Raw genomic sequence first — 22022 nt, 5'->3', positions numbered from 1 at the left:
CTATTTTTCGGCTACCCCACCTATAGCGGGGTCAATACAGGGGGCGGATTTAATCCAGAGAGATGGGGGGATTGGTAGGAGTTGGACCAGTAATATTTTTGTTCTGCCTGATGCATTCTTAAAACTGGTTGATCCAGTTGTTGCTGGGCTTCGGTCACCACCACATGAAAACAGGAAGGCAAGTGATCATGATGATCCTGCAGACTTAAGGGCATGGGTAAATCAGAAGCGTCCTGATCGACCGCAATGACAGGCTGAGCAGAAACTTGGGACTTTTCTGGAACGTGATGTCCAAAATGATTGAGTGAACTATACTCGCCTGACTTTTCATGCGCACAAAAAGCGGCCGCCACATTCCAGAAACCCTGAAACATGAACAAACTCAGCAAGACGGTGATGAAAATCGCGGAACGATGCAAAGTTTACTCTTTAGACAAAAATTGCTCGGATGAACTATAGCAAGTAAAGCAGATGTAATAAAATTACATGTCTGGATTTCGCTACAAAATCCCAGCTTAAGATCAAAGCAGACTACAATAAAGGTTTAAAACAGGAAACGGCCCTGCTCATTCAGCCGTTTCCCTCCGGTTTAAACTAACCTATTTACACTTTTGCTGATGTGGCTTGTGCTCAAGGGTCTGTTCAAGCTTGGCCTTGGCCTGTTGCTGAGAGTTAAGATTCTTTTCCAGAAAAATCAAACCACCATCGGCATTGGCCCAGCTTGCTGAAACGAATAAAACCAAAAAACATAGCACTGTATTTAATTTAAAAGACATAACATTCACCTGATTTAAATCTGTTGATTCATATTCCATTTCCAGCATTAAGAAATGGAGTGTGGGTGAATTCATCTTCAATAAACGCCTGATTCCAAACTGCTGTTTTAAAAATTCTGAAGAACCCAAGAAACTACGATTTATCGAGGCAAGTTCAAATTTGCCAAGCGTTTGATTAAGGACAAATAACCCATTGAAATAGATATATTTCCAGTGAGTTATTTTTAGGCTACCTCACTTATAGCGAGGTCAATATCGGAGGCGGGTTTAAGCCGGATAAATGCGGGGACTGGTAAGCATTAGACCAGTCATAGTGGTGTTCGATTTCATGGATCCGTACAACAGGAGCATGCCACTGCTGCTGTGTTTGCATCACCATCACGTAGGAACAGGACGGTAAATGATCATGATGATCTTGCAAGTTTAAAGAGGCGGCGACATCCGTATCCGCTTTAACAGCAGAAGCTGAATGCGTTGCAGAAACATGACGCTTTTCAGGGGTATGGTGCCCAAAATGCTTAAGCTCACTGTATTGGCCCGACTTTTCATGCGCGCAGAAAGCCGCTGCCACATTCCAGAAACCTTGGAACATGAACAAGCTTAACAACAGGGTCATAAAAACGATCGGACGTTGCAACAGCGCACCATTACAGTAAATTGCATAAAGTCACTATAGCAAGCGATGCCGATGTAATAAAATTACAAAACAATTTTTGGTCAATTTATGACTGATTTAAAAAAGTTTTTTCTTTAGAAAAATGAATTTCAGATTTGAGTTCCTGCCATGCATAAACTATGTTCCGCCCTCATCGCAATCGCCTGTCTAAATTTGAGTGGCTGTGCCACGACATTGCTGTCACAGGCACTTCCGAACGAAACCACAAGAACCGAAACAGTGACTTTAGCAAAAGATCAAATCATTGCCATAGGACAAGCTGTTCAAAACCAGCAGGCACAAGGTATTGTATTTGTAGGTAAAGATTTCAGTTATTTAATGACCGACGGAAGCGCAGAGCTATCCAAACTGCTACATGCAATTCCAGCAGATCAACGCAGTCTGACCAGCCCTTCCCCATTGGTACTGACCATGGATGATCCAAGTCATTTTCAGGGTGTGTTACAGATTCGCTATAACACGCGAATGGTCGATTTGAATGACACACAAAAGGACCTGTTAAAATCCCTGGGCTTTAGACAGAATTTCAATACCATTTATAACCAGCAAACCGCGCCTTATCCGTATATCAATATTTTCTTTAAAGGCCAGCTCTATCAGGCACCGGAAGCACGCAAGATCCAGAAAACCTTAGCGCAGCCTTATCCAATTATCCTGCAACAGGAAAATAAAATTACCAAAAAGCATCCTGTGAAAAAAGCCACCCGAATGGTGCTGTATCCATTTGCCATGACTTTCGATGTGATTACAGTGGTTCCATCATTGATGTGGGCCGATTTACGTGGTGAATTTAATAATTAAACGTCGAGTATTGGCTTTTTTATATGCCCTGCTGATCCACTCAACTTTTAATGAACATAAAAAAAACCAGCCCGAAGGCTGGTTTTTTGCTTTACCCGAAATTAACCGGTAATTTTTTTGTATTTGGTGCGTTTTTGAGATGCATCATCACCTAAACGTGACTGACGGTAAGCTTCGTATTCTGCATAGTTACCTGTGTAGAATTCTGGCTGTTCGTTCTCAAACGACAAGATGTGCGTTGCAATACGGTCAAGGAACCAACGGTCATGCGATACCACCATGACGGTACCTGGGAATACCAGAATGGCATCCTCAAGTGCACGTAAAGTTTCGATATCCAAGTCGTTCGATGGCTCATCCAGTAAGATCACGTTTGCGCCCATCTGCAATATCTTGGCAAGTTGTAAACGGTTACGCTCACCACCCGACAATTCGCCTACACGTTTTTGCTGATCTTGGCCTTTAAAGTTAAAGCGACCGATATAAGCACGTGATGCAATTTCGTAATCACCGATTTTAAGGATATCTAAACCGCCAGAAACTTCTTCCCAAACGGTTTTGTTGTTATCCAAGGTGTCACGAATCTGACCTACGTAAGCCACTTTAACCGACTCACCTAAAGTCACAGTACCGGTATCCGGTTGCTGTTCGCCCGTCATCATACGGAATAAGGTAGTTTTACCCGCACCGTTTGGACCAACGATACCCACGATCGCTGTAGGCGGAACAGTGAACGTCAGGTTTTCATAGAGTAAGCGACCATCGAATGATTTACTGATCCCTTCCACTTCCACAACCTTGTTACCCAGACGTGGGCCAGGTGGAATGTAGATTTCAGAGGTTTCATTACGTTGTTGGAATTCTTTAGAGTTAAGCTCTTCAAAACGTTCCATACGCGCTTTGTTTTTCTTTTGCTGGCCTTTGGCATTTGAACGAACCCATTCAAGTTCTTTTTTCAATGCTTTAGCAAAAGATTCTTCTTGTTTCTGTTCCTGCTCTAGACGGGCATTCTTTTGTTCCAACCAAGAAGAATAGTTACCTTGGTAAGGAATACCATGTCCACGGTCAAGTTCAAGAATCCACTCAGCCACGTTATCCAAGAAATAACGGTCATGCGTAATCGCAACGATGGTGCCAGGGAAGTCTTTCAAGAAACGTTCTAACCAAGATACTGATTCAGCATCCAAATGGTTGGTCGGTTCGTCGAGAAGCAACATGTCTGGCTTGGAAAGCAATAAACGGCACAATGCAACGCGACGACGCTCACCACCTGAAAGCAAGGATACATCAGCATCCCATGCTGGAAGGTTCAATGCATCCGCAGCAATTTCAAGCTGGTTATTGAGGTTATGTGCATCCCATGCATGGATGATGGATTCCAATTTTTCTTGCTCTTTCGCAAGTGCATCAAAATCTGCATCCGGTTCAGCATATTCAGCAAAAACCTGGTCAAGACGTTCTAAAGCGTCAAGTGCTTCACGTACACCATCTTCAACGTTACCACGAACGTCTTTGGTCGGATCAAGTGGTGGCTCTTGTTCTAAGTAACCGATTTTGATTCCTGGTTGTGCACGAGCTTCACCTGAGAAATCTTTATCTACGCCAGCCATAATACGGAGAAGGGTTGACTTACCTGCACCGTTCAAACCAAGCACACCAATCTTTGCGCCTGGGAAAAATGATAAAGAGATGTCTTTTAAGATTTCGCGCTTCGGCGGAACCATTTTAGACACTCGGTTCATCGTATAAATATATTGGGCCACGCAGGACTCCTCAATTGAAAAACCAGTACATCGCAAATAAGCGAAAAAATATCTGGCATATTATACGCTGAAACCCCCTTGACTTGAAGTTAAGTTGACATTTGTTTGGCTTCAACAAAGGATTTTCTTTTTCAAGACATTACAGGCTTGAAGAATGAAGCACTGATAAAAAATTGATCTGCTTCGGATTAACCCTGCTATATCACTAAAAACACTATACAGCGCAAAATTTATGCACCCTTCTGGATAAAATATCGGCTAGACTCGATGATTATTTAACTCACGTAGATGAAGTCATCATGACCTATAAAGATGAAACTTTAGCCATTCATGCGGGATATTCACCAGAAGCTACCACCAAGGCTGTGGCCGTGCCGATCTATCAAACCACCTCTTATGCCTTTGATAATACACAGCATGGTGCAGACCTATTCGATTTAAAAGTTCAGGGTAATATCTATACCCGGATTATGAACCCGACCACTGCCGTGCTTGAACAACGTATTGCAGCACTAGAGGGCGGGATTGGGGCGTTGGCGCTGGCCTCAGGCATGGCTGCGATTACCTACGCGATTCAGACCATTGCCGAAGCAGGCGACAATATCGCCTCGGTCTCCACCTTATATGGCGGAACTTATAATTTATTTGCCCACACCTTGCCGAAGCAAGGCATTGAAGTGCGTTTCTTTGACTATCAGAATCCGGAAGCGCTGCGTCAAATTATTGATAATAAAACCAAACTGGTGTTTGTGGAATCGATCGGTAATCCGCTCGGCAATATCATCGACCTTGAAGCCATTGCCAAGATTGCGCATGAATATGGTGTGCCTGTGATTGTCGATAATACGGTAGCAACACCTGCACTGCTTAAACCTTTTAAATTTGGTGCAGATATTGTGATTCATTCCCTGACCAAATATATCGGCGGTCACGGCAATAGCATCGGTGGTGTGATTGTCGATAGCGGTAAATTTCCTTGGGGCAAATATCCTGAACGCTTCAAAGCATTAAACACGCCAGACCCAAGCTATCATGGTGTTAATTATGTCGAAGTATTGGGAGAAGCTGCTTATATTGCCCGTGCGCGGGTGGTACCGTTACGCAATACCGGCGCGGCAATTAGTCCGCTCAGCGTATTCCTGATCCTGCAAGGACTGGAAACTTTAAACCTGAGAATGGAACGACATACAGAAAATGCCATCAAGATTGCTGAATATTTAAAACAGCATCCCAAAGTAAAATGGGTCAATTATGCGGGTCTGAAAGATCATCCACAGCATCATTTGGCGCAAAAGTATGTGAAAGGTAAACCTTCTGCCATCCTGTCCTTCGGTGTGCAAGATGGCTTAAAAGGCGGTACTCGCTTTATTGATGCCTTGCAACTGTTTACCCGTCTGGTCAACATTGGCGATGCCAAAAGTCTGGCCTGCCATCCTGCAACCACAACTCACCGCCAACTCAATGCAGAAGAGCTAAAATCAGCGGGTGTCAGTGAAGATTTAGTGCGTTTGTCGATTGGTATCGAACATGTGGATGACCTGATTGCCGATCTCGAACAAGCCCTCGCCCAAGTTTAATTTTAATGAAATCAACGAGCCCCGGAAATGGGGCTTATTTTTTGTGCAAAACTAAAAAAATATGCTCGATTTTTCAACTAATACAACACCTTGTTTTAGAGCTTTTACTCTAAAAAAGATATTATTTTTCAAACATTTACACTAGACAAACAAAAAAGATCGGTTAATATTAGACCAAAATAAATTGCAGTGTTAAGCGGTATAGGACAGCATTGCACACAACAGCATGATTCGTGATGAATGTAGGATACTTACATGAATGCAAAACTCAAAAAACTTTTTCAGCAAAAAGTCAACGGTAAAACAATCATTGTCACTGGTGCATCAAGTGGTATTGGTTTAACGGTTTCAAAATACCTGGCGCAAGCTGGGGCCCATGTCTTATTGCTCGCTCGCACCAAGGAGAAGTTAGATGAGGTCAAAGCAGAGATCGAAGCTGAAGGTGGAAAGGCGTCTGTGTTTCCATGTGATCTCAACGAGATGGAATCCATTGATGCAGTTTCAAAAGAAATTCTGGCTGCAGTGGATCACATCGACATTCTTGTAAATAATGCCGGTCGTTCCATCCGCCGAGCGGTCCATGAATCGGTTGACCGTTTTCATGACTTCGAGCGCACCATGCAGCTTAACTACTTCGGTGCAGTACGTCTGGTTCTGAATATCCTGCCGCATATGATGCAACGCAAAGATGGCCAGATCATCAATATCAGCTCGATCGGGGTACTTGCCAATGCGACCCGCTTCTCGGCTTATGTTGCATCAAAAGCGGCTTTGGATGCATTCAGCCGCTGCTTATCCGCAGAAGTACATGCACATAAAATTGCGATTACCTCTATTTATATGCCTTTGGTCCGTACGCCAATGATTGCACCGACCAAAATCTATAAATATGTCCCAACCCTTTCACCAGAAGAAGCTGCGGACCTGATTGCTTATGCCATCGTGAAACGTCCAAAGAAAATCGCCACCAATCTTGGTCGTCTGGCTTCGATTACCTATGCAATCGCACCAGACATCAACAATATCCTGATGTCGATTGGCTATAACCTGTTTCCAAGCTCTACCGCATCTGTGGGCAAACAGGAAAAACTTAATCTGGTGCAACGTGCCTATGCCCGCCTGTTCCCAGGTGAACACTGGTAAGCCTCTAGCCGGTTCATTAAGAAAACAGCCCGTCCTTTGACTGGCTGTTTTTATTTTGAATAAAGCTCTGTTTAACGGGCCTGACTGACCCAATCCGTGGTTTTACGAATTGCGCCTTCCAGATCACCCGTTGCAAGCTGCCAGCGCTGTTTGAACTGCTGTAACACTGCTTGTTCTAAAGGTTCGGTTCTAAGGAAATCTAACATTTCCCGAGACATTTCCAGCTTCTTCGCCAGCCATTGCCACTTTAAAATCAGTTTCAATAAAGCGACCGGAACATGGCGTGTAGGCGCCTTGACCTGCAACTGCGCTGCAATCAGGCCCGTCAATTGCGGTAGGGCCAGATCATGCTCGCTGACTACCAGCATCGACTGATTTACTAACGCCTGATCCATCGAAGCCTTGACCATGATCTGACATAAATCATCGACCCGGATCAAAGGCAGATAATGCTGTGCGCTTGCCGGCAGTGCACTCATTTTCTTGCGTTTTAGCAAATCAATCATTTGCGCAATCGGCTGGTTCAACGGAATCTCGCCAGAGACATCATCACCCAACACCGTTGCTGGATGGATAATGGTCCAGTCCACCGACAAGCGTTGTGCGGCGCGGATCCAGGCAAAATGAGCCTCTATCTTTGAGGCCTCATAGGCACCTAAGCGCTGATATACCGCGAGCCAGTCAGTCTGGTCGGGCTGTTCAAGACAAACGCCTGCCTGGCGTAAGTGATCAAGCAGCGTCAGCATATATCCTGACATATGTACAGCGCGTTTTAAATCACAATGCTGATGTACACAGGCCAGTAAATTCAGTGCGCCATCAACATTGACTGCCCGTGCCTGCTGCATCTCCAGATTCCAGGCAAACAAGGCACTACTATTATATAAAGTATTGACGGACTTTAATTTCTCCCAGTCTTGCGGCTGAATACCAAGATTTACCTGAGTCACATCCCCTTGCATAAAAGTCAGTTGCTGCAAAGAAACATTTTTTTGTTGCAGCCATTGAATCAGGGCCTGTTGTTGCTCCAGCGGATTACGGATCAGGGCGAAAACTGAATGTCCCTGTTGCAAAAGTTGCAGAATCAGATAGCGGCCAATAAAACCTGTCGCGCCAGCAACCAGTGCAACTTGACAATATTGTTGATTTTTTAAGTGATTATGGTCCATTTTTTATGCCTATTTGATTGACTGTAGGCACAGGTTAAAGGATGGAGTACACTCAATGGTCAAGGGGTTAATACCGCTTTTTTTATAACAATAAAGGATACGCAAGATGTTGATTGGACAGTTGGCAAAACAGGCAAACCTAAGCCGGGACACCATTCGCTTTTATGAAAAGATGCAGCTGATCCAGTCCATGACCTGTAATAATGGCTATAAAGATTATCCGGAACAGACGCTGCAACAGCTACAACTGATTCGTTCTGCCAAAAATCTGGGCTACACCCTGAATGAAATCAAGCAAATTTTAAATATGACGGCGCAAGAGGAAATTCCTGCGGCACAGGTCCAGACCCTTCTTCAAGAAAAGCTCAACTTGATTGATGAAAAAATTGCCCAGCTTTATCAGATCAGAAGCATGCTGACTCAATTTACGCAGGGAGAGCCCTGTCCATTCAGAGCAGACTGCATTATTCCAGTGCTGGACTAAGTGTTATTCCAAAATAGCTTGCTGCTCTAGGACGGCATAAGCCAAAAGCAAAAAATCAGGACGGGTGAAAATACGATTAAAAACAACACGGATTGACTGTGTGTATAAACTGAAACTTATCCACAGCTTTGCTGCTTTAATCATCAGTTCTAACGACTCGGCCTGTTTATAGCTTAATGAATGGATATTCATGTCTTAATGCATCGATCAAGATTTAATCTCCACACAGCCATCCAATCATCTAAAAAAATGCTCAAGATAGATTGCACCAAAATGGCTCTATTACAGATCATTTACATAAACTGAATCAGGCGAATGCAAATATTGTCTCTTATAAATACTTAATTCTCTGCTTTTAAAAAGATTAAAACCTATACATTGACCATTCTGACAATGTATATCTGTCAATGAGTTAGCTCAGAATCATAGTTATTCTCTCTAGATAAAAATATATTCATAAAAAACATACAAAATAGTGTCATTTTCATGCTTCTTTAGCGGTATATAACATTCTGTAAAGATTCAGTTACAGAATCTTGCTTGGTGAAAAGGAACGTATATGAGTCAGGTATATAGCAAGGAAGAAAGAAGAAGTCGTATCAAAGGTATCGTCGGTGCGGCATCAGGGAACTTGGTTGAATGGTTTGATTTCTATATCTATGCCGTCTTTGCTGCTTATTTTACGCATGCATTAACTGCACCGGATATGGATCCAACCACTAAAGCGATTTATGTATGGGGTGTATTTGCAGCCAGCTTCTTTATGCGACCAATCGGCAGCTGGTTATTCGGACGGATCGCTGACCGTCACGGTCGCAAACAGTCCATGGTGATTTCAATCTGTCTGATGGCACTGAGTTCATTCCTGTTTGCAGCCTTGCCGACCTATGATCAGGTGGGTATGTGGGCCCCTTTCCTGCTACTGATGGTTCGTTTATTACAAGGCCTTTCGGTCGGTGGTGAATATGGTGCCGTCGCTACCTATATGAGTGAACTGGGCTTAAAAGGTCAACGCGGTTTCTTTGCTTCGTTTCAATACGTCACCTTATCCGGTGGTCAGCTACTCGCCAGCTTACTCGGGGTCATCCTGCTTGGCTTTATGACCGAACAGCAATTGAATGATGGCGGCTGGCGTATTCCATTCGTGATTGGGGGTATTGCGGCAATCTTGTCTTTACTGGCACGAAGCCGTTTAGAAGAAACTTTATCGCATGAAGATGCGGAACGTGAGGAATCCGGTAGTCTGGTTGCCTTACTGAAACAGCACTGGAAAACCTTCTTGCTGGTAGTCGGTTATACCTCTGCAGGTTCACTGACCTTCTATGTGGTTACAGTGTATTCTAAAACCTATCTCACCAACATCGGGATGGATGGCAAAACTGTCGGTTTCATTATGACCACAGCCTTGTTTGTGTTTATGTTGGCGCAACCGTTGTTTGGGATGCTTTCAGACCGTATTGGCCGTCGTGCATCCATGCTGGCTTTCAGTTTACTCAGCGCGATCTTTATCTATCCGGTGATGGTCACCGGTATGCGTAGCTTTGCTGACTCGCCTGTCATTATCACCTTATTACTGATTTTCCTGATGATGCTGCTGAGCTTCTACACCTCAATCAGTGGTTTGGTCAAAGCAGAAATGTTCCCTCCACATGTGCGTGCCTTAGGTGTCGGTTTCTCTTATGCCGTCGGTAATGCCTTGTTTGGTGGTTCAGCACCATCGGTGGCGTTGCTATTTAAAGATGCAGGTATTGAAAACATCTTCTTTATTTATGTGATTATCATGCTGATGATCTGTTTCTTCTGTAGCTGGGCCTTACCGAAAAAGCCTGAATATCTGGAACATGACCACTAACTACATTCAAGCTTAACTAGCAAAACCACTTTTGTTCAGGCAAAAGTGGTTTTTTATTTTGGACTTATTTTAAATAAGGATTTGAATTTACCAACTGCTTAAATCCACTCTGGACCAGCATGGCGGTGCGAGAACGGGGTCGCTGTTCAGCTTCCCGCTGGGTAAATTCAATCATGATCCGGTTAAAATCGAGGCGCGGATAATGTTGCTGTAATTGCTGTCTAAACTGTTTGGAAAATTCAAAACCACGGCTACCAATGACGTCGCAGCTGGCAGCCTGTTGTAATAAATGAGCCTCAAGCCCCTGCTCAAGGGCGACATGGGGGTTCATATGCAGACTGATCACATCAAACAGCTGATCAGCGCGCCCCATGTCCCAGCCTTGTTGAATTGACCAGTCTTTCGCAGCATAGGCTCCTTGCCCGGCAAAGCAACGGCAATGTGCATGATGCTGATAATGTTGTGTTGTCATTCCCAAATCGTGTAACAGGCATGAAACTGCCAACAGCTCAGCATCACATTGCAGTCGTTGCATTTTGGCAAAGGCAATGGCGTAACACCATGTACGCAGACAGTGATTCTGTAAGGCCTCAGCACTACAAGACTGCATCTGGGCCAAGGCCTGTTGTACATCTGAGCTATCGGGCAATACCAGATCTTCGATACTCAATTGTTGCATTCTGTTGCGCTGTTTATGGTGGGCTAGAGCATAGCTTTTAATGGTTTGCTGAATGACTGGCAGTAAACTGTGACTCAGCAAGGTTATGCGATCTTTTAATCCTAAATCACCAGAAGTCCGGTTCATCCAGTGCTGTCGACCAATCTGCATCGTATTTTCTAAAATTAGAGTAATTACTCTAATTTTTAAAGCAACGCATTGAATCTGTCAAAGTCTTTTCCTTTCTCGACCTGAGCTGGTTTAAACAAGACAGCCATGAAGCCTGGATCAACTTTGGCTTTTTCTCCCCCTCTTCCGACATTTTTCGCTGCTGAATAAGCGCAAAAAATGATAAAAACTCCACTACTTTTCAGTCAGTTTTCCAGTTTCCTTTACAACTATTTTTAGAGAAAATTAAACAATTTGCTCACTTATCCAGCATTTCGTTTAGTTTTTCTGCTGAAGTTTAAGCGTAATTTAAGTTTTTATGCATAATGGACGGCGCTTTGTTTTTTATTTTTTGGTGTACTTTTAACACTTTTTTTATGGCAAGAGGTTACGACTTAAGGGAGTAAATAATGCTTACGCTGATAGGTATTCTAATTATTGTAACGATTGTCGCGTTACTCATGTCGGGTAAAACCAGTCCAATTGTTGCAATGTCGATTGTTCCGCTTATTGGGGCACTCATTGCTGGCTTTTCGATTAGCGAGATTTCCGGCTTCTTTGAAGCAGGTTTATTAAAAGTCAGCAAAGTGGCCACCATGTTTTTATTTGCCATTTTGTTTTTCAGTATTTTAAAAGAGTTACATGTTTTTGATCCCATGATCCGCAACATGGTGCGTCTGACCCGCGGTAATGTGGTGATTGTTGCGGTGATGACCACCTTGATTGCTGCTATCGTGCATCTGGACGGTTCCGGGGCGGCCACTTTTCTGATTATTATTCCTGCCTTACTGCCGCTCTATCGCAAACTGGGGATGAGTCCTTATCTGATGCTGCTCCTGATGGCCGGTAGTATGGGCATTATGAATATGGTGCCGTGGGGTGGCCCTTTAGGTCGTGCATCTGCCGTGACCGGCATTGAAGCCGCCGCACTCTGGCAGAGCCTGATCCCGGTACAGGTAATTGGTATTCTGGGCATGATGGGCTTTGCCGTATTGATGGGCTTACGTGAAAAAAAACGTATCCTTGCAGCACAAGCCTTGGGTACTACACCTTTTGAACAAGACTGCATGGCAGCCGATATGGCGGAAGATGTACAAGAACAAGTCAAACCTAAAAAGTTCTGGTTTAACATCGGTCTGGTTGTTCTTGCGGTTATCTGTCTGGCATTTGGTCTGTTCTCGGCACCTTACGTCTTTATGATTGCCTTATCACTCGTATTATTGGTGAACTTCCCTAAACCAAGAGAACAAATGGCGGTGATCAGCCGACATGCACCTCAAGCCTTAAGCATGGTTGCGATTATTTTTGCTGCTGGCGCCTTTTTGGGAATTCTCTCCGAATCAGGCATGTTGAAGTCAATCGCACTGGATCTGATTCATATTTTACCAACGACTTGGGTCGGTAGCCTGCATATTCTGGTCGGTATCCTAGGTGTTCCAATGGATCTGTTTACCAGTACCGATGCTTACTATTTTGCCCTCTTGCCGATTGTTCAGGAAGTGACTGCAACTGCTGGTGTAACTGCTGATTCGGTGGTGTATGCCATGGCCATTGGCAATAACGCCGGTACCTTCGTTAGCCCATTCTCACCAGCAACATGGCTGGCCATGGGGCTTGCAGGTACAGACATGGGACGTCACTTACGTTATTCATTTGGCTGGATCTGGCTATTTAGTTTCTTCACCTTAGGTGTTGGTTTCTTGCTCGGTCTTTATTAATCTTTGCCAAAATAAAAAGAGCATACTCAGGTATGCTTTTTTTATGTCTTATAAATTTTTATCGTGAGCAGAACAATGCCTAGAGCTGCTGCTTTAATAATTCCTCTAACCAATCAATAAAATCCTGAAAATATTGAGGACGATACTGGCGATCTGTCAATAAAATATTGACCGGTAATTGCAAGTCCGGAACCTCTACAAATAAACGCTGTAACACACCTTGCTGTACATAGGGTGCAGCATCAAATTCAGGAATCTGGATAATACCAATGCCAGCCAAACCTGCCTGAATATAGGCTTCGGTATTTTCAATCAGTAAACGGTACGGTATTCTCAGACGCTGATCCTGAAATACCAATTCGCTCCATTCCCGATAATGTTTCGCCACATGGTAGTCCACAGCATAATGCTGCTGCAGCTCCTCAAAGCTTTTGGGTTCACCAAATTCGGCTAGATAAGCAGGTGCTGCCAGTGTCCAGATATGGGTTTGTGTGATGGGTCTGATCAGCAGATATTGGTCCTGTACCTGTCCCACCCGCACCACACAATCCAGTTGCTGTTCAATCAGATTGGAAAAGTCATCACAACCATTCACCAGCACCTTGACCTTGGGATAGCGCTGATAAAAACAACCTAAATGCGGAATCAACAGCTGAGTGGCCAAGCGTTTTGGCATGCCAATGCTAATCTTGCCTTCCGTACTCCGCACATGCGTCTTAAAGCGATTCAGCTCTTTTAATTGCGTCACCAGACGCATGGCTTCCTGATAAAACAGACTCCCCTCATGGGTTAAAGCAACTTTACGAGTGGTGCGATAGAACAGCAGTACTTCATATTCTTTTTCAAGCGCCTGTATGGCATAGGTCACGTTGGAGCGGGGCAATCCCAGTTGCAGTGCAGCTTGTGCAAAAGATTGCTTCTCTGCCACTAAACAAAAGATTTTTAAGCGCTCAATCTTATCCATTTTATTATTCAACTTTTCTGCACAATCAGTTCAATACTAACAACTATTTCAAACAAATAAATTGCATTAGCATGATTTTCATACACAACAATCAGGAGAGAGATGTCACAACATACGCTAGCAGGAAAAACCGTATTGATTACGGGCGGCGCTAAAAACTTGGGAGGCTTGATTTCACGCAAGTTTGCAGAACAAGGGGCAAACTTGCTCATTCATTATAATAGTGCAGCAACACAGGCAGATGCAGAAGAAACCTTAAAAGCCGTACAGGCATTCGGGGCAAAAGCGGTTTTGGTGCAAGCAGATTTATCCGATATTCAGAATATTGAACACCTGTTTCTCACTGCCAAAGGAAACTTTGGCGGGGTGGATATTGCCATCAATACCGTCGGTCGCGTGCTCAAAAAACCATATCTGGAGACGACTGAACAGGAATTTGACGGGATGAATGAGATCAATAACAAGATTGCCTATTTCTTCATTCAGTCTGCAGGTCGTCATCTCAATCCGCACGGAAAAATCTGTAGCATTGTGACCAGTTTACTGGCTGCCTATACCGGTCTCTATTCCACCTATGAAGGTCTGAAAGCACCGGTAGAACATTACACGCGGGCCGCATCCAAAGAGTTTGGTGAACGTGGCATTTCAGTGACTGCGGTTGCGCCGGGTCCGATGGATACGCCATTTTTCTATGGTCAGGAAGCACCTGAAGCCGTGGCCTATCATCAATCTGCATCAGCCTTAGGTGGACTGACCAAGATTGAAGATATTGAACCGCTGGTTCGTTTTCTGGTCACAGAGGGCTGGTGGATTACAGGCCAAACCATTTTCGCCAATGGCGGTTATACCACCCGCTAATTCCAAAAATGAAACGCTTGGGCACTTTATTTAACAGCCCAAGCGTTTAATGCAACCAAAATACCAACCCGTAAAAACAGGCCAGACTCAGGATAATGGTCAATAAGGTATGCTTGACCTTGTAGGCAATTACAATGGTCAGCAGCGTCGCCAGAAAATAGGGGTTGAGTAAAGTACTACGGAAAGCCCCATGCTCATCCATAAATACAATCGGCGTGGCAATCGCGGTCAATAAACACGGTGCAGAATACTGCAAGGATTGCTGGAACCATTTCGGTAAGCGTAATGGAATATTCGGCTCCAGCAGAATATAGCGATTCATGAAGACCACAATGGCCAGGATAATCAGCAGAAACCAACTCATGCCGCACGCTCCCGCAGATTCTGCAAACAGGTCGCAGTTAACATACCAATCACGCCCGCCAAGATGGCTGCACTTTTAATGCCCAGACTCAAGAACACAACCGTCAGCATAACCGAGACCAGCACACCGACCAGCGTATTGAGGTTTTTAATAAATGGAATCACGATGGCGATAAAGGTCGCAACAATGGAAAAATCGAGATGATATTGATCCAGATTGGGCACTGAAGCTGCCAGCAATACACCACACAGGCTGAACAACACCCAGCATAGATAGAAGCAACTACCTGCACCTAGCAAATAATAAATATAATGCTGCTGTTTCTTAATACTGACCGCAAACAGTTCATCTGTCAGTAGAAATCCCAACATTAAGCGATGCTTCAATGGCTGTCTGCAAATATCGTCACGTAGATAGAGTGCATACAGATAATGCTGGGTGGTGATTAAAAACACGGAGATGATAATGGTTAAAGCAGGTGTCCCTGCCATGACCAGCCCCAAAGTCATCAACTGCGCTGCACCCGCAAAAACCAGCGCCGACATACCCACCGCCTGTAAGGTGGTCAGTCCAGCCTGAATTGCCATAGAGCCCGCGAGTAAGCCCCACGGTAATACCGCAAAACATAGTGGTAGTATTTTGACGACACCATTAAAAAATGCCCGCATTACAGTCATGGGGGTATCATCAGTTACGCTGTCACTTAACATCAAAATCACAAGGGTTGATAAAAGACCGTATGACTATGCCAAAATTTGCATCAGGAGAATTGCATAAAATTGCTGTTTTATTTGAGATAGGCAATATAACCGCCGGGCGTAATGCCAAAGGTCTGACGGAAATGCCGGCTAAAATGGCTCTGATCCGAGAAACCACATTGTTGTGAGACTTCGGATAAATTCAGTCCCTGTCTTAACAATCTTTGCGATTTCTGCAACCTTGCCTGTACCAGCCATGCATGCGGTGACAACCCGACATGTTTTTTAAATTGTCTCAAGAAATGCCACTGACTCAGATTGGCCATTTCTGCTAGCTCAGCCAAGGAAAACTCTTGCTCAGGCATCGTTGCCATCAGTTCTTTTATATTAAGGATTCGCTGTTTGGCATTGCTCAAATCGGTCACATGCGGCTTGACCTGACTGTATTTGGACACCAGCCATGCAATCGTCGACAAGAATAAGGTCTGTTTTAACAAGCTATTGTTCGGTTGTTCCAGTAAATCAAACAATAAACGGAATTGCTGGGCCAATCCTTCATCATGCAATACCGCTTCTCTGAACCAAGGTGCAGTACCGTGTACCGTCGTCAGATCGCGGGTGAGTTCATGAAATACTTCAGGTGTTGGATAGATTGCGCGATAGCGCCAGCCAGTGTCTACCGCCGAAGATCCGGTATGCACTTCATCGGCATTGACCAGAATAATATCGCCCTGTGGTGCCACATGATTGCCACCGGTACGATAAAAGCGCTGTGCGCCCTCTTCGATCACGCCGATACAAAATCCTTCATGAACATGTCGTGAAAACTCCTGCTGATAGTAACTTGCTTTCAGCATTTCCAGACCACCCAGTTCTTCCAGATGGAGGTAATCAACTTGTTCACGAGGTCTACGCGACATCACGACCTCCTTTGAATTTTTTGCATCATGTCAGATTAGCGCGATTGCATGAAATTTATAGAATAAAATTGCTGTTTATAGCGGCTATTCTACGCCCATGACAGCAGTAGGACAGGGTTTATTCTGCTTTTCAACAAATAAACGTCTTATCCAGTATATGCAATCGATTGATCATGGCATCAATAAAAAAGCGCCTGAGAACAGGCGCTTTTTTAGATGAAGCATCAACGATCCAGAAACTCGACCTGTCCGGTCTTCACATCATAAATTGCACCGACTATTGCAATTTCGCCTCGATCCAGCAGGTCTTTCAATACCGGACTATGCGCCGTAATGTATTGAATATTGTAATGCACATTCATTGCCGTGACCTGATTGATAAAAGCCCGACTTAAATCGCGCGGTTGCATAATGTCATAGACACTATCAACTGAATGCATCAACGGCCCCAGTACATACTGGATATGGGGCATCTCTTGCACATCAGAAACCCGTTTCTGCTGTAAACGTAACTGACAGGCACTGGTAACAGCACCACAATCGGTATGACCCAAAACCAGAATCACCTTGGAGCCTTTGGCCTGACAGGCAAACTCAAGCGAACCCAGTACTTTTTGTCCCGCAATATTTCCTGCAATCCTTAAACTGAATAAATCGCCAATCCCGACATCAAAGATCATCTCGGTTGGTGCACGCGAATCCATACAGCCCAGTACCGCTGCTATGGGATGTTGTCCTTCATCCGCAGTGACCCGGATCTGGCGATAAACATCCCGTTGCAGGCGTTCATTTTTGACAAAACGCTCATTGCCCTCTTTGAGTAAGGTGATGACCTGTTGCGGGCTTAATTTACGTTGCAGTTCCCGGGTACTGATATAAATATCCAGCGCTGCCTCATCGACATCCTGATAATGTTGCTTAAATCCGATGAGTTTTAGGTCGATCTGACGCTTACTGGCAGTTTCATTCTGATAGTCCTGAATCACTTGATAAATATCGGGATCAATCGAATCACACTGGGTTGCATCAATAATCAGCTGCTGGTGTTTATGTACATACTCCAAGGCTGAAATCAATGCAGAACGGTTCAGAAAGGTCACTTGTGAAGGTAGTTCAATTCGCGTCACGATACCATGCAAATGCTTCTCTTTATAGACTCGCACCCCTTTATTAAAATTACCATACAGAATGAAGCCGCTACTGGTGAGCAAGCCGATCACGATGCCCGTCAACAAATCTGTCAGTAAAATTGCAACCAGCGTAATAATAAACGGTAAAAACTGCTTCCAGCCTTTTTGATATAACTGTTTGAATAATTTGGGATGCGTGAGTTTAAAACCCGTTACAATCAAAATAGCAGCCAGCGCAGACAATGGAATCATGTTCATCAATGGCACGAAGAACAAAATTGCCAGCAACAGGAGTATCCCATGAAAAATAGTGGAACATTTGCTACGTGCACCTGTATTGGCATTGACTGAACTACGCACAATCACCGATGTCACGGGCATACCACCAATTAAACCCGATACGATATTGCCTGCTCCTTGTGCCCATAGTTCACGATTGGGTGGAGACGATCTTTTCTGTGAATCCAATTTATCGGCAGCTTCCAGATTGAGTAAGGTTTCCAGGGAGGCCACGATGGCCAAAGTGACTGCTCCAGTGTAAATCAGCGGCTCCGCCAGATAAGCAAAGTCAGGAAAAACCAGCACCTCCTGAGGTGCCTCCAGGATATTGGGTAACTGAATCAGGTTATCGCTTTGTACTGCCCACGGCGAACCGATACTGATTAAAATAAAATTCAGACCCGCAGCCAGTACAACTGCGATCAAGGCCGAGGGTAAGGCCAACTTTTTAAGCGGACTGCTATCCCAGGCCAGAATCAGAAACAAACTGAGCAGGCCAATTAAGGCCGCACCCAGATCAAAATGCTGAACCAAGGCGCTCGGTGTACTGGTCCACAACATGTCCCAAGAGAAGCTAGATAAACCGAATAAGTAAGGTAATTGGGTTACAATCAAAATTGCGCCAATGGCCGCCAGTAAGCCCAGAATCACATTATTGGGAATAAAATTCGCAAAGAAGCCCAATTTAAACAGTCCAAATAAAATCTGTAAAATCCCGGCAAAAACAATACACAATAAAAAAGCGGCATAATTGCCGCCTAATTGATCCAGTTGCACAAGAATGACTGCAGTCAGTCCTGCCGCCGGACCCGAAACGCTAATGTGCGAGCCACTCAGCAGCCCGACAATAATACCGCCAACAATTCCGGCAATAATGCCTGAAATAATCGGTGCTCCGGAGGCTAACGCAATCCCTAAACACAAGGGTAAGGCCACGAGAAAAACAACAACTCCGGAGAGGAGGTCATTTAAATGGAATCTATTTTTCAGTGCTAAACTTGTCATGAAGTAACCATTTATAATAAAAAAATAATTAATTTTTACTGCCTGAAAGCGTTTTCCCTACTTCGAGGCTTGAATGATATTGTCCGACAAAGTGCAAGGTTTAAAGTTTGGTTACGTTATAACGTTGTATATTTATTTATCGATTTCAGCCTATTTTTGTTGATCTTAAGATTCGCCTCATCTTGCTTCTGCGCAGACATCAGCTCTACCGTAAATCGGCTGGCAAATGAAAAAAACAGCAATAAAAAAACCTCCCGAAGGAGGTTTTTTAGCAATTATAAATTTATTTAGAACCTTTAATCCCGGCTTGTAATAACAAGGCGCCTAAACCACCAATTTTTTGCTCTTGTGGTTTTTCAGTTTTTGGCTTGTTCTGTTGCGGACGCTTAAAGTCACCTTCTTTACGTGGCGGACGTTGGCCTTGTGGTTTACGCTCTGCACGTTCGGTACGGTCTTGTGCTGCACGTTGTGGACGTGAAGCCTTCGCTGGCGCAGAACCTTCTGCACGCATACTCAAGTTGACACGATTACGTTCCACATCAACCTGCATGACACGGACCTGTACGATTTGGCCCGGTTTCACCACTTTATGCGGATCAGAGACAAATTCATTCGCCAACTCAGAAATGTGTACTAAACCATCCTGGTGTACACCCACATCGACAAAGGCACCAAAGTTGGTCACATTGGTCACCACACCTTCAAGCTGCATGCCTTCGGTCAGTTGCGCAACTTCAGTAATGTCTTCACGGAACTTGGCTGTACGGAACTCTGGACGTGGATCACGGCCCGGTTTTTCCAATTCAGCTAAAACGTCCTGAATAGTCGGTAAACCAAATTTGTCATCAACAAACTCATCTGCCTTCACTTGGCGAATGATTTCAGTGTTGCCAATAATGTCTTTCACCGTCGTTGCTTTTGCTGCAACAATCTTTTCTACCAAGCCATAACTTTCCGGGTGAACCGCAGAAGCATCCAATGGCTCTGAACCGTTTTGAACACGTAAGAAACCTGCTGACTGTTCAAAGGTACGCTCGCCTAAACGTGGTACTTTTTTCAAGGCCTGACGGTTATCAAAGCGACCATTTTCTTTACGGTATTCCACGATTTGCTGTGCAATCGACTTATTCAAACCGGCAATATAAGCCAGAATTGCAGGAGAAGCCGTATTCACATCTACACCAACGGCATTCACACAATCTTCAACCACAGCATCCAGTGTTTTTGCCAAACCGGTCTGATTCACGTCATGCTGATATTGCCCCACACCAATTGATTTCGGATCAATTTTAACCAGTTCAGCCAATGGATCTTGTAGGCGGCGTGCAATTGACACGGCGCCACGAATCGACACATCAAGCTCAGGAAGTTCTTGTGACGCCAATTCACTTGCAGAATAAACCGATGCACCTGCTTCACTGACGGTGATACGTGTCAATTTCAAATCTGCATTGGCTGCCATCATTTCTGCAACCAGAGCTTCAGTTTCACGGCTTGCCGTACCGTTACCAATCGCAATAAGTTCCACGTGGAACTCTCGGCATAAACGCGCAAGCTCTGCCAGCGAACCTTCTTTATCTTCTTTTGGTGCAAATGGATAAATGGTGCTATGCGCCAGTACATCCCCTGCATCGCTTACCACAGCAAGTTTGACACCCGTACGGATACCAGGATCTACACCTAACGTGGTACGGCTACCTGCAGGTGCAGAAAGCAATAAATGACGCAAGTTTTCAGCAAACACATCCATCGCTTCAGCTTCAGCAGCTAAACGCTTATCCGTTAATAATGAATGTTCGATTTGCGGACGAACTTTACCCAGCCAGAATAATTTAGCAGTTTGCTTTAAATAATCCTGACGGCTTTGTGGCTGAAGTTGCTCAAGATTATATTCTGTCTCGATACGTGCCAATGGAGCATCGTCTTCACCATCTACTTTTAGACCCAGTACATTTTCCTGACGGCCACGTAACATTGCCAATAAACGGTGTGAAGGGACTTTATTGAGGTTTTCTGAAAAGTCAAAATAATCACGGAATTTCTTGCCCACTTCTTTTTTCTCATCAGAAGCGACTGCACTTTTTAATACTGCAGTTTTAGCAAAAGTTTGTTTTAATTCAGTGGTTAAGGCGATATTTTGTGCCCAGTCATCAATCAGGATGTGCTGGATCGCATCGAGCTGGCTTTCAACATCAGGATAGTCTTCATGACTAAAACCAGCCAGTGCTTCTGCAGGATCAATTTGATCTGCAATAATTTTTTCAGCAATCGGACCTAAACCAGCTTCTTTGGCTTTAAATGATTTGCTGGTGCGTTTTGGACGATAAGGTGCATAAATTTCTTCTAATGCATTTTTCGTTTCAGCCGCATTGACGCGTGCCAATAAATCATCGCTTAATTTATCTTGTTCTTGTAAAGATTGAATCACCTTCTCACGACGCTCGAATAAATCACGTAAATAGGTTAAACGTGTATCGAGTTGACGTAATTGCGTATCGTCTAAGCCTTGCGTGACTTCTTTACGGTAACGTGCAATAAAAGGAACGCTAGCACCTTCATCAATTAAACGAATAGCAGCTTCTACTTGGTTTGGACGTACGGCAAGTTCATTTGCCAACTGCTGAACTAAGTCAGTCATCGTGATTGATTCCACAAGGGTTAATTCTAAAAGCACTGATTATAAAGTTCATGGCTATAAAATCCACCATTGTTTTTTTGAATATTGTGTTTTATTCCTGTATAAATTTTATTCACAGGCGATTAATTGCAGTATTGGCCCGCCCTTCGAGAACAATCTCTGGACTCAATCTTTTATGCAAATCGCCGCATATTTCTCAAATCAGCTGTTTTTTCTGCCTAAATATTGAAAAAATAGGTTGTTTGTCATAATTCTGCCTGTATATATTTGGTATCTATCTCTTGATTTTATTGGCAATATTTGTTGCTTTATAACATAGCCAAAACTGTGCAATGAATCGTATACTCAAAGGTCTATTGATATTTCACATTCGCATTGCAT

Annotated in this window: 20 protein-coding genes; 7 read left to right on the top strand and 13 right to left on the bottom strand. The window is 44.1% G+C overall.

From position 1 onward, the window contains the following. Positions 1-20: 20 nt before the first annotated feature. From JO943_RS07495 to JO943_RS07485, 3 genes are all read right to left on the bottom strand, one after another. The gene (locus tag JO943_RS07495) at positions 21-419 is read right to left on the bottom strand and encodes a cation efflux protein, CzcI-like (RefSeq protein ID WP_202740424.1); all 399 of its coding nucleotides are present in this window, start codon (positions 417-419) and stop codon (positions 21-23) included. Between the two features lie 180 nt (positions 420-599). Continuing rightward, complete coding sequence (locus tag JO943_RS07490) at positions 600-776, bottom strand: hypothetical protein (RefSeq protein ID WP_171062152.1); 177 nt, start codon at positions 774-776, stop codon at positions 600-602. Positions 777-1014: 238 nt separating this feature from the next. Beyond that, positions 1015-1413, bottom strand: coding sequence for a cation efflux protein, CzcI-like (locus JO943_RS07485; RefSeq protein WP_202740423.1), 399 nt, complete (start codon positions 1411-1413; stop codon positions 1015-1017). Between the two features lie 147 nt (positions 1414-1560). Between JO943_RS07485 and JO943_RS07480 the strand changes: the two genes are divergently transcribed. Next, entirely contained in the window at positions 1561-2253 is a 693-nt protein-coding gene (locus JO943_RS07480) for a hypothetical protein (RefSeq protein ID WP_005282638.1), read from the top strand. Positions 2254-2354: 101 nt separating this feature from the next. On the opposite strand, the gene ettA is transcribed toward JO943_RS07480, so the two are convergent. Continuing rightward, positions 2355-4016, bottom strand: coding sequence for an energy-dependent translational throttle protein EttA (gene ettA, locus JO943_RS07475; RefSeq protein WP_004776096.1), 1662 nt, complete (start codon positions 4014-4016; stop codon positions 2355-2357). Between the two features lie 299 nt (positions 4017-4315). On the opposite strand from ettA, the gene JO943_RS07470 reads away from it, so the two are divergent. Together JO943_RS07470 and JO943_RS07465 are read left to right on the top strand one after the other, a co-directional pair. After that, positions 4316-5593, top strand: coding sequence for an O-acetylhomoserine aminocarboxypropyltransferase/cysteine synthase family protein (locus JO943_RS07470; protein ID WP_032873619.1), 1278 nt, complete (start codon positions 4316-4318; stop codon positions 5591-5593). A 255-nt stretch (positions 5594-5848) separates the two neighbouring features. Continuing rightward, positions 5849-6736 carry an SDR family NAD(P)-dependent oxidoreductase gene (locus tag JO943_RS07465; RefSeq protein WP_005227707.1) on the top strand — a complete coding sequence of 296 codons (888 nt, stop codon included), beginning with the start codon at positions 5849-5851 and terminating at the stop codon, positions 6734-6736. Between the two features lie 71 nt (positions 6737-6807). Here JO943_RS07465 and JO943_RS07460 read toward each other — a convergent pair whose 3' ends face one another. Next, entirely contained in the window at positions 6808-7905 is a 1098-nt protein-coding gene (locus JO943_RS07460) for an SDR family oxidoreductase (RefSeq protein WP_202740422.1), read from the bottom strand. Between the two features lie 106 nt (positions 7906-8011). Here JO943_RS07460 and JO943_RS07455 point away from each other — a divergent pair, with 106 nt between their 5' ends. Beyond that, entirely contained in the window at positions 8012-8389 is a 378-nt protein-coding gene (locus tag JO943_RS07455; RefSeq protein ID WP_005227712.1) for a MerR family DNA-binding protein, read from the top strand. Between the two features lie 3 nt (positions 8390-8392). Here JO943_RS07455 and JO943_RS07450 read toward each other — a convergent pair whose 3' ends face one another. After that, entirely contained in the window at positions 8393-8581 is a 189-nt protein-coding gene (locus JO943_RS07450) for a hypothetical protein (protein ID WP_005227713.1), read from the bottom strand. A gap of 367 nt (positions 8582-8948) precedes the next feature. Between JO943_RS07450 and JO943_RS07445 the strand changes: the two genes are divergently transcribed. Further along, on the top strand, positions 8949-10241 hold the full coding sequence (locus JO943_RS07445; RefSeq protein WP_005227716.1) for an MFS transporter: 1293 nt from the start codon (positions 8949-8951) through the stop codon (positions 10239-10241). Positions 10242-10305: 64 nt separating this feature from the next. Here JO943_RS07445 and JO943_RS07440 read toward each other — a convergent pair whose 3' ends face one another. Then, positions 10306-11070, bottom strand: coding sequence for an HD domain-containing protein (locus tag JO943_RS07440; RefSeq protein WP_005227718.1), 765 nt, complete (start codon positions 11068-11070; stop codon positions 10306-10308). 407 nt (positions 11071-11477) lie between these two features. On the opposite strand from JO943_RS07440, the gene JO943_RS07435 reads away from it, so the two are divergent. Next, positions 11478-12785, top strand: coding sequence for a CitMHS family transporter (locus JO943_RS07435; protein WP_005227720.1), 1308 nt, complete (start codon positions 11478-11480; stop codon positions 12783-12785). Positions 12786-12864: 79 nt separating this feature from the next. On the opposite strand, the gene JO943_RS07430 is transcribed toward JO943_RS07435, so the two are convergent. Then, positions 12865-13749, bottom strand: coding sequence for a LysR family transcriptional regulator (locus JO943_RS07430; RefSeq protein ID WP_202740421.1), 885 nt, complete (start codon positions 13747-13749; stop codon positions 12865-12867). Between the two features lie 102 nt (positions 13750-13851). On the opposite strand from JO943_RS07430, the gene JO943_RS07425 reads away from it, so the two are divergent. Then, on the top strand, positions 13852-14607 hold the full coding sequence (locus tag JO943_RS07425) for an SDR family oxidoreductase (protein ID WP_005227722.1): 756 nt from the start codon (positions 13852-13854) through the stop codon (positions 14605-14607). Positions 14608-14653: 46 nt separating this feature from the next. On the opposite strand, the gene JO943_RS07420 is transcribed toward JO943_RS07425, so the two are convergent. The 5 genes from JO943_RS07420 to JO943_RS07400 form a co-directional block, all read right to left on the bottom strand. Continuing rightward, a complete protein-coding gene (locus tag JO943_RS07420) occupies positions 14654-14971 on the bottom strand; it encodes an AzlD domain-containing protein (protein WP_004776114.1) in 318 nt (105 codons plus the stop codon). Further along, entirely contained in the window at positions 14968-15681 is a 714-nt protein-coding gene (locus tag JO943_RS07415) for an AzlC family ABC transporter permease (protein ID WP_202740420.1), read from the bottom strand. The genes JO943_RS07420 and JO943_RS07415 overlap by 4 nt, the downstream gene beginning before the upstream one ends. 77 nt (positions 15682-15758) lie before the next feature. Then, on the bottom strand, positions 15759-16589 hold the full coding sequence (locus JO943_RS07410) for an AraC family transcriptional regulator (protein ID WP_202740419.1): 831 nt from the start codon (positions 16587-16589) through the stop codon (positions 15759-15761). Positions 16590-16813: 224 nt separating this feature from the next. Then, on the bottom strand, positions 16814-19003 hold the full coding sequence (locus JO943_RS07405; protein WP_202740418.1) for a bifunctional SulP family inorganic anion transporter/carbonic anhydrase: 2190 nt from the start codon (positions 19001-19003) through the stop codon (positions 16814-16816). Positions 19004-19286: 283 nt separating this feature from the next. Continuing rightward, a complete protein-coding gene (locus JO943_RS07400) occupies positions 19287-21641 on the bottom strand; it encodes a Tex family protein (protein ID WP_202740417.1) in 2355 nt (784 codons plus the stop codon). Between the last annotated feature and the right edge of the window lie 381 nt (positions 21642-22022).

It is taken from the genome of Acinetobacter sp. 'aerobic (ED)' (assembly GCF_904886855.1).
GTDB classification, from domain to species: domain Bacteria; phylum Pseudomonadota; class Gammaproteobacteria; order Pseudomonadales; family Moraxellaceae; genus Acinetobacter; species Acinetobacter courvalinii.
This window is presented reverse-complemented; position numbering and strand designations above follow the sequence as displayed.

What these genes read in the sequence shown, in the direction of transcription:
- JO943_RS07440 (WP_005227718.1), bottom strand. Translation starts at nt 11,070, where the DNA reads ATGCAGATTGGTCGACAGCACTGGATGAACCGGACTTCTGGTGATTTA.
- JO943_RS07425 (WP_005227722.1), top strand. Translation starts at nt 13,852, where the DNA reads ATGTCACAACATACGCTAGCAGGAAAAACCGTATTGATTACGGGCGGC.
- JO943_RS07430 (WP_202740421.1), bottom strand. Translation starts at nt 13,749, where the DNA reads ATGGATAAGATTGAGCGCTTAAAAATCTTTTGTTTAGTGGCAGAGAAG.
- JO943_RS07470 (WP_032873619.1), top strand. Translation starts at nt 4,316, where the DNA reads ATGACCTATAAAGATGAAACTTTAGCCATTCATGCGGGATATTCACCA.
- JO943_RS07445 (WP_005227716.1), top strand. Translation starts at nt 8,949, where the DNA reads ATGAGTCAGGTATATAGCAAGGAAGAAAGAAGAAGTCGTATCAAAGGT.
- JO943_RS07415 (WP_202740420.1), bottom strand. Translation starts at nt 15,681, where the DNA reads ATGTTAAGTGACAGCGTAACTGATGATACCCCCATGACTGTAATGCGG.
- JO943_RS07410 (WP_202740419.1), bottom strand. Translation starts at nt 16,589, where the DNA reads ATGTCGCGTAGACCTCGTGAACAAGTTGATTACCTCCATCTGGAAGAA.
- JO943_RS07480 (WP_005282638.1), top strand. Translation starts at nt 1,561, where the DNA reads ATGCATAAACTATGTTCCGCCCTCATCGCAATCGCCTGTCTAAATTTG.
- JO943_RS07460 (WP_202740422.1), bottom strand. Translation starts at nt 7,905, where the DNA reads ATGGACCATAATCACTTAAAAAATCAACAATATTGTCAAGTTGCACTG.
- JO943_RS07420 (WP_004776114.1), bottom strand. Translation starts at nt 14,971, where the DNA reads ATGAGTTGGTTTCTGCTGATTATCCTGGCCATTGTGGTCTTCATGAAT.
- JO943_RS07450 (WP_005227713.1), bottom strand. Translation starts at nt 8,581, where the DNA reads ATGAATATCCATTCATTAAGCTATAAACAGGCCGAGTCGTTAGAACTG.
- JO943_RS07490 (WP_171062152.1), bottom strand. Translation starts at nt 776, where the DNA reads ATGTCTTTTAAATTAAATACAGTGCTATGTTTTTTGGTTTTATTCGTT.
- JO943_RS07405 (WP_202740418.1), bottom strand. Translation starts at nt 19,003, where the DNA reads ATGACAAGTTTAGCACTGAAAAATAGATTCCATTTAAATGACCTCCTC.
- JO943_RS07455 (WP_005227712.1), top strand. Translation starts at nt 8,012, where the DNA reads ATGTTGATTGGACAGTTGGCAAAACAGGCAAACCTAAGCCGGGACACC.
- JO943_RS07400 (WP_202740417.1), bottom strand. Translation starts at nt 21,641, where the DNA reads ATGACTGACTTAGTTCAGCAGTTGGCAAATGAACTTGCCGTACGTCCA.
- JO943_RS07465 (WP_005227707.1), top strand. Translation starts at nt 5,849, where the DNA reads ATGAATGCAAAACTCAAAAAACTTTTTCAGCAAAAAGTCAACGGTAAA.
- JO943_RS07435 (WP_005227720.1), top strand. Translation starts at nt 11,478, where the DNA reads ATGCTTACGCTGATAGGTATTCTAATTATTGTAACGATTGTCGCGTTA.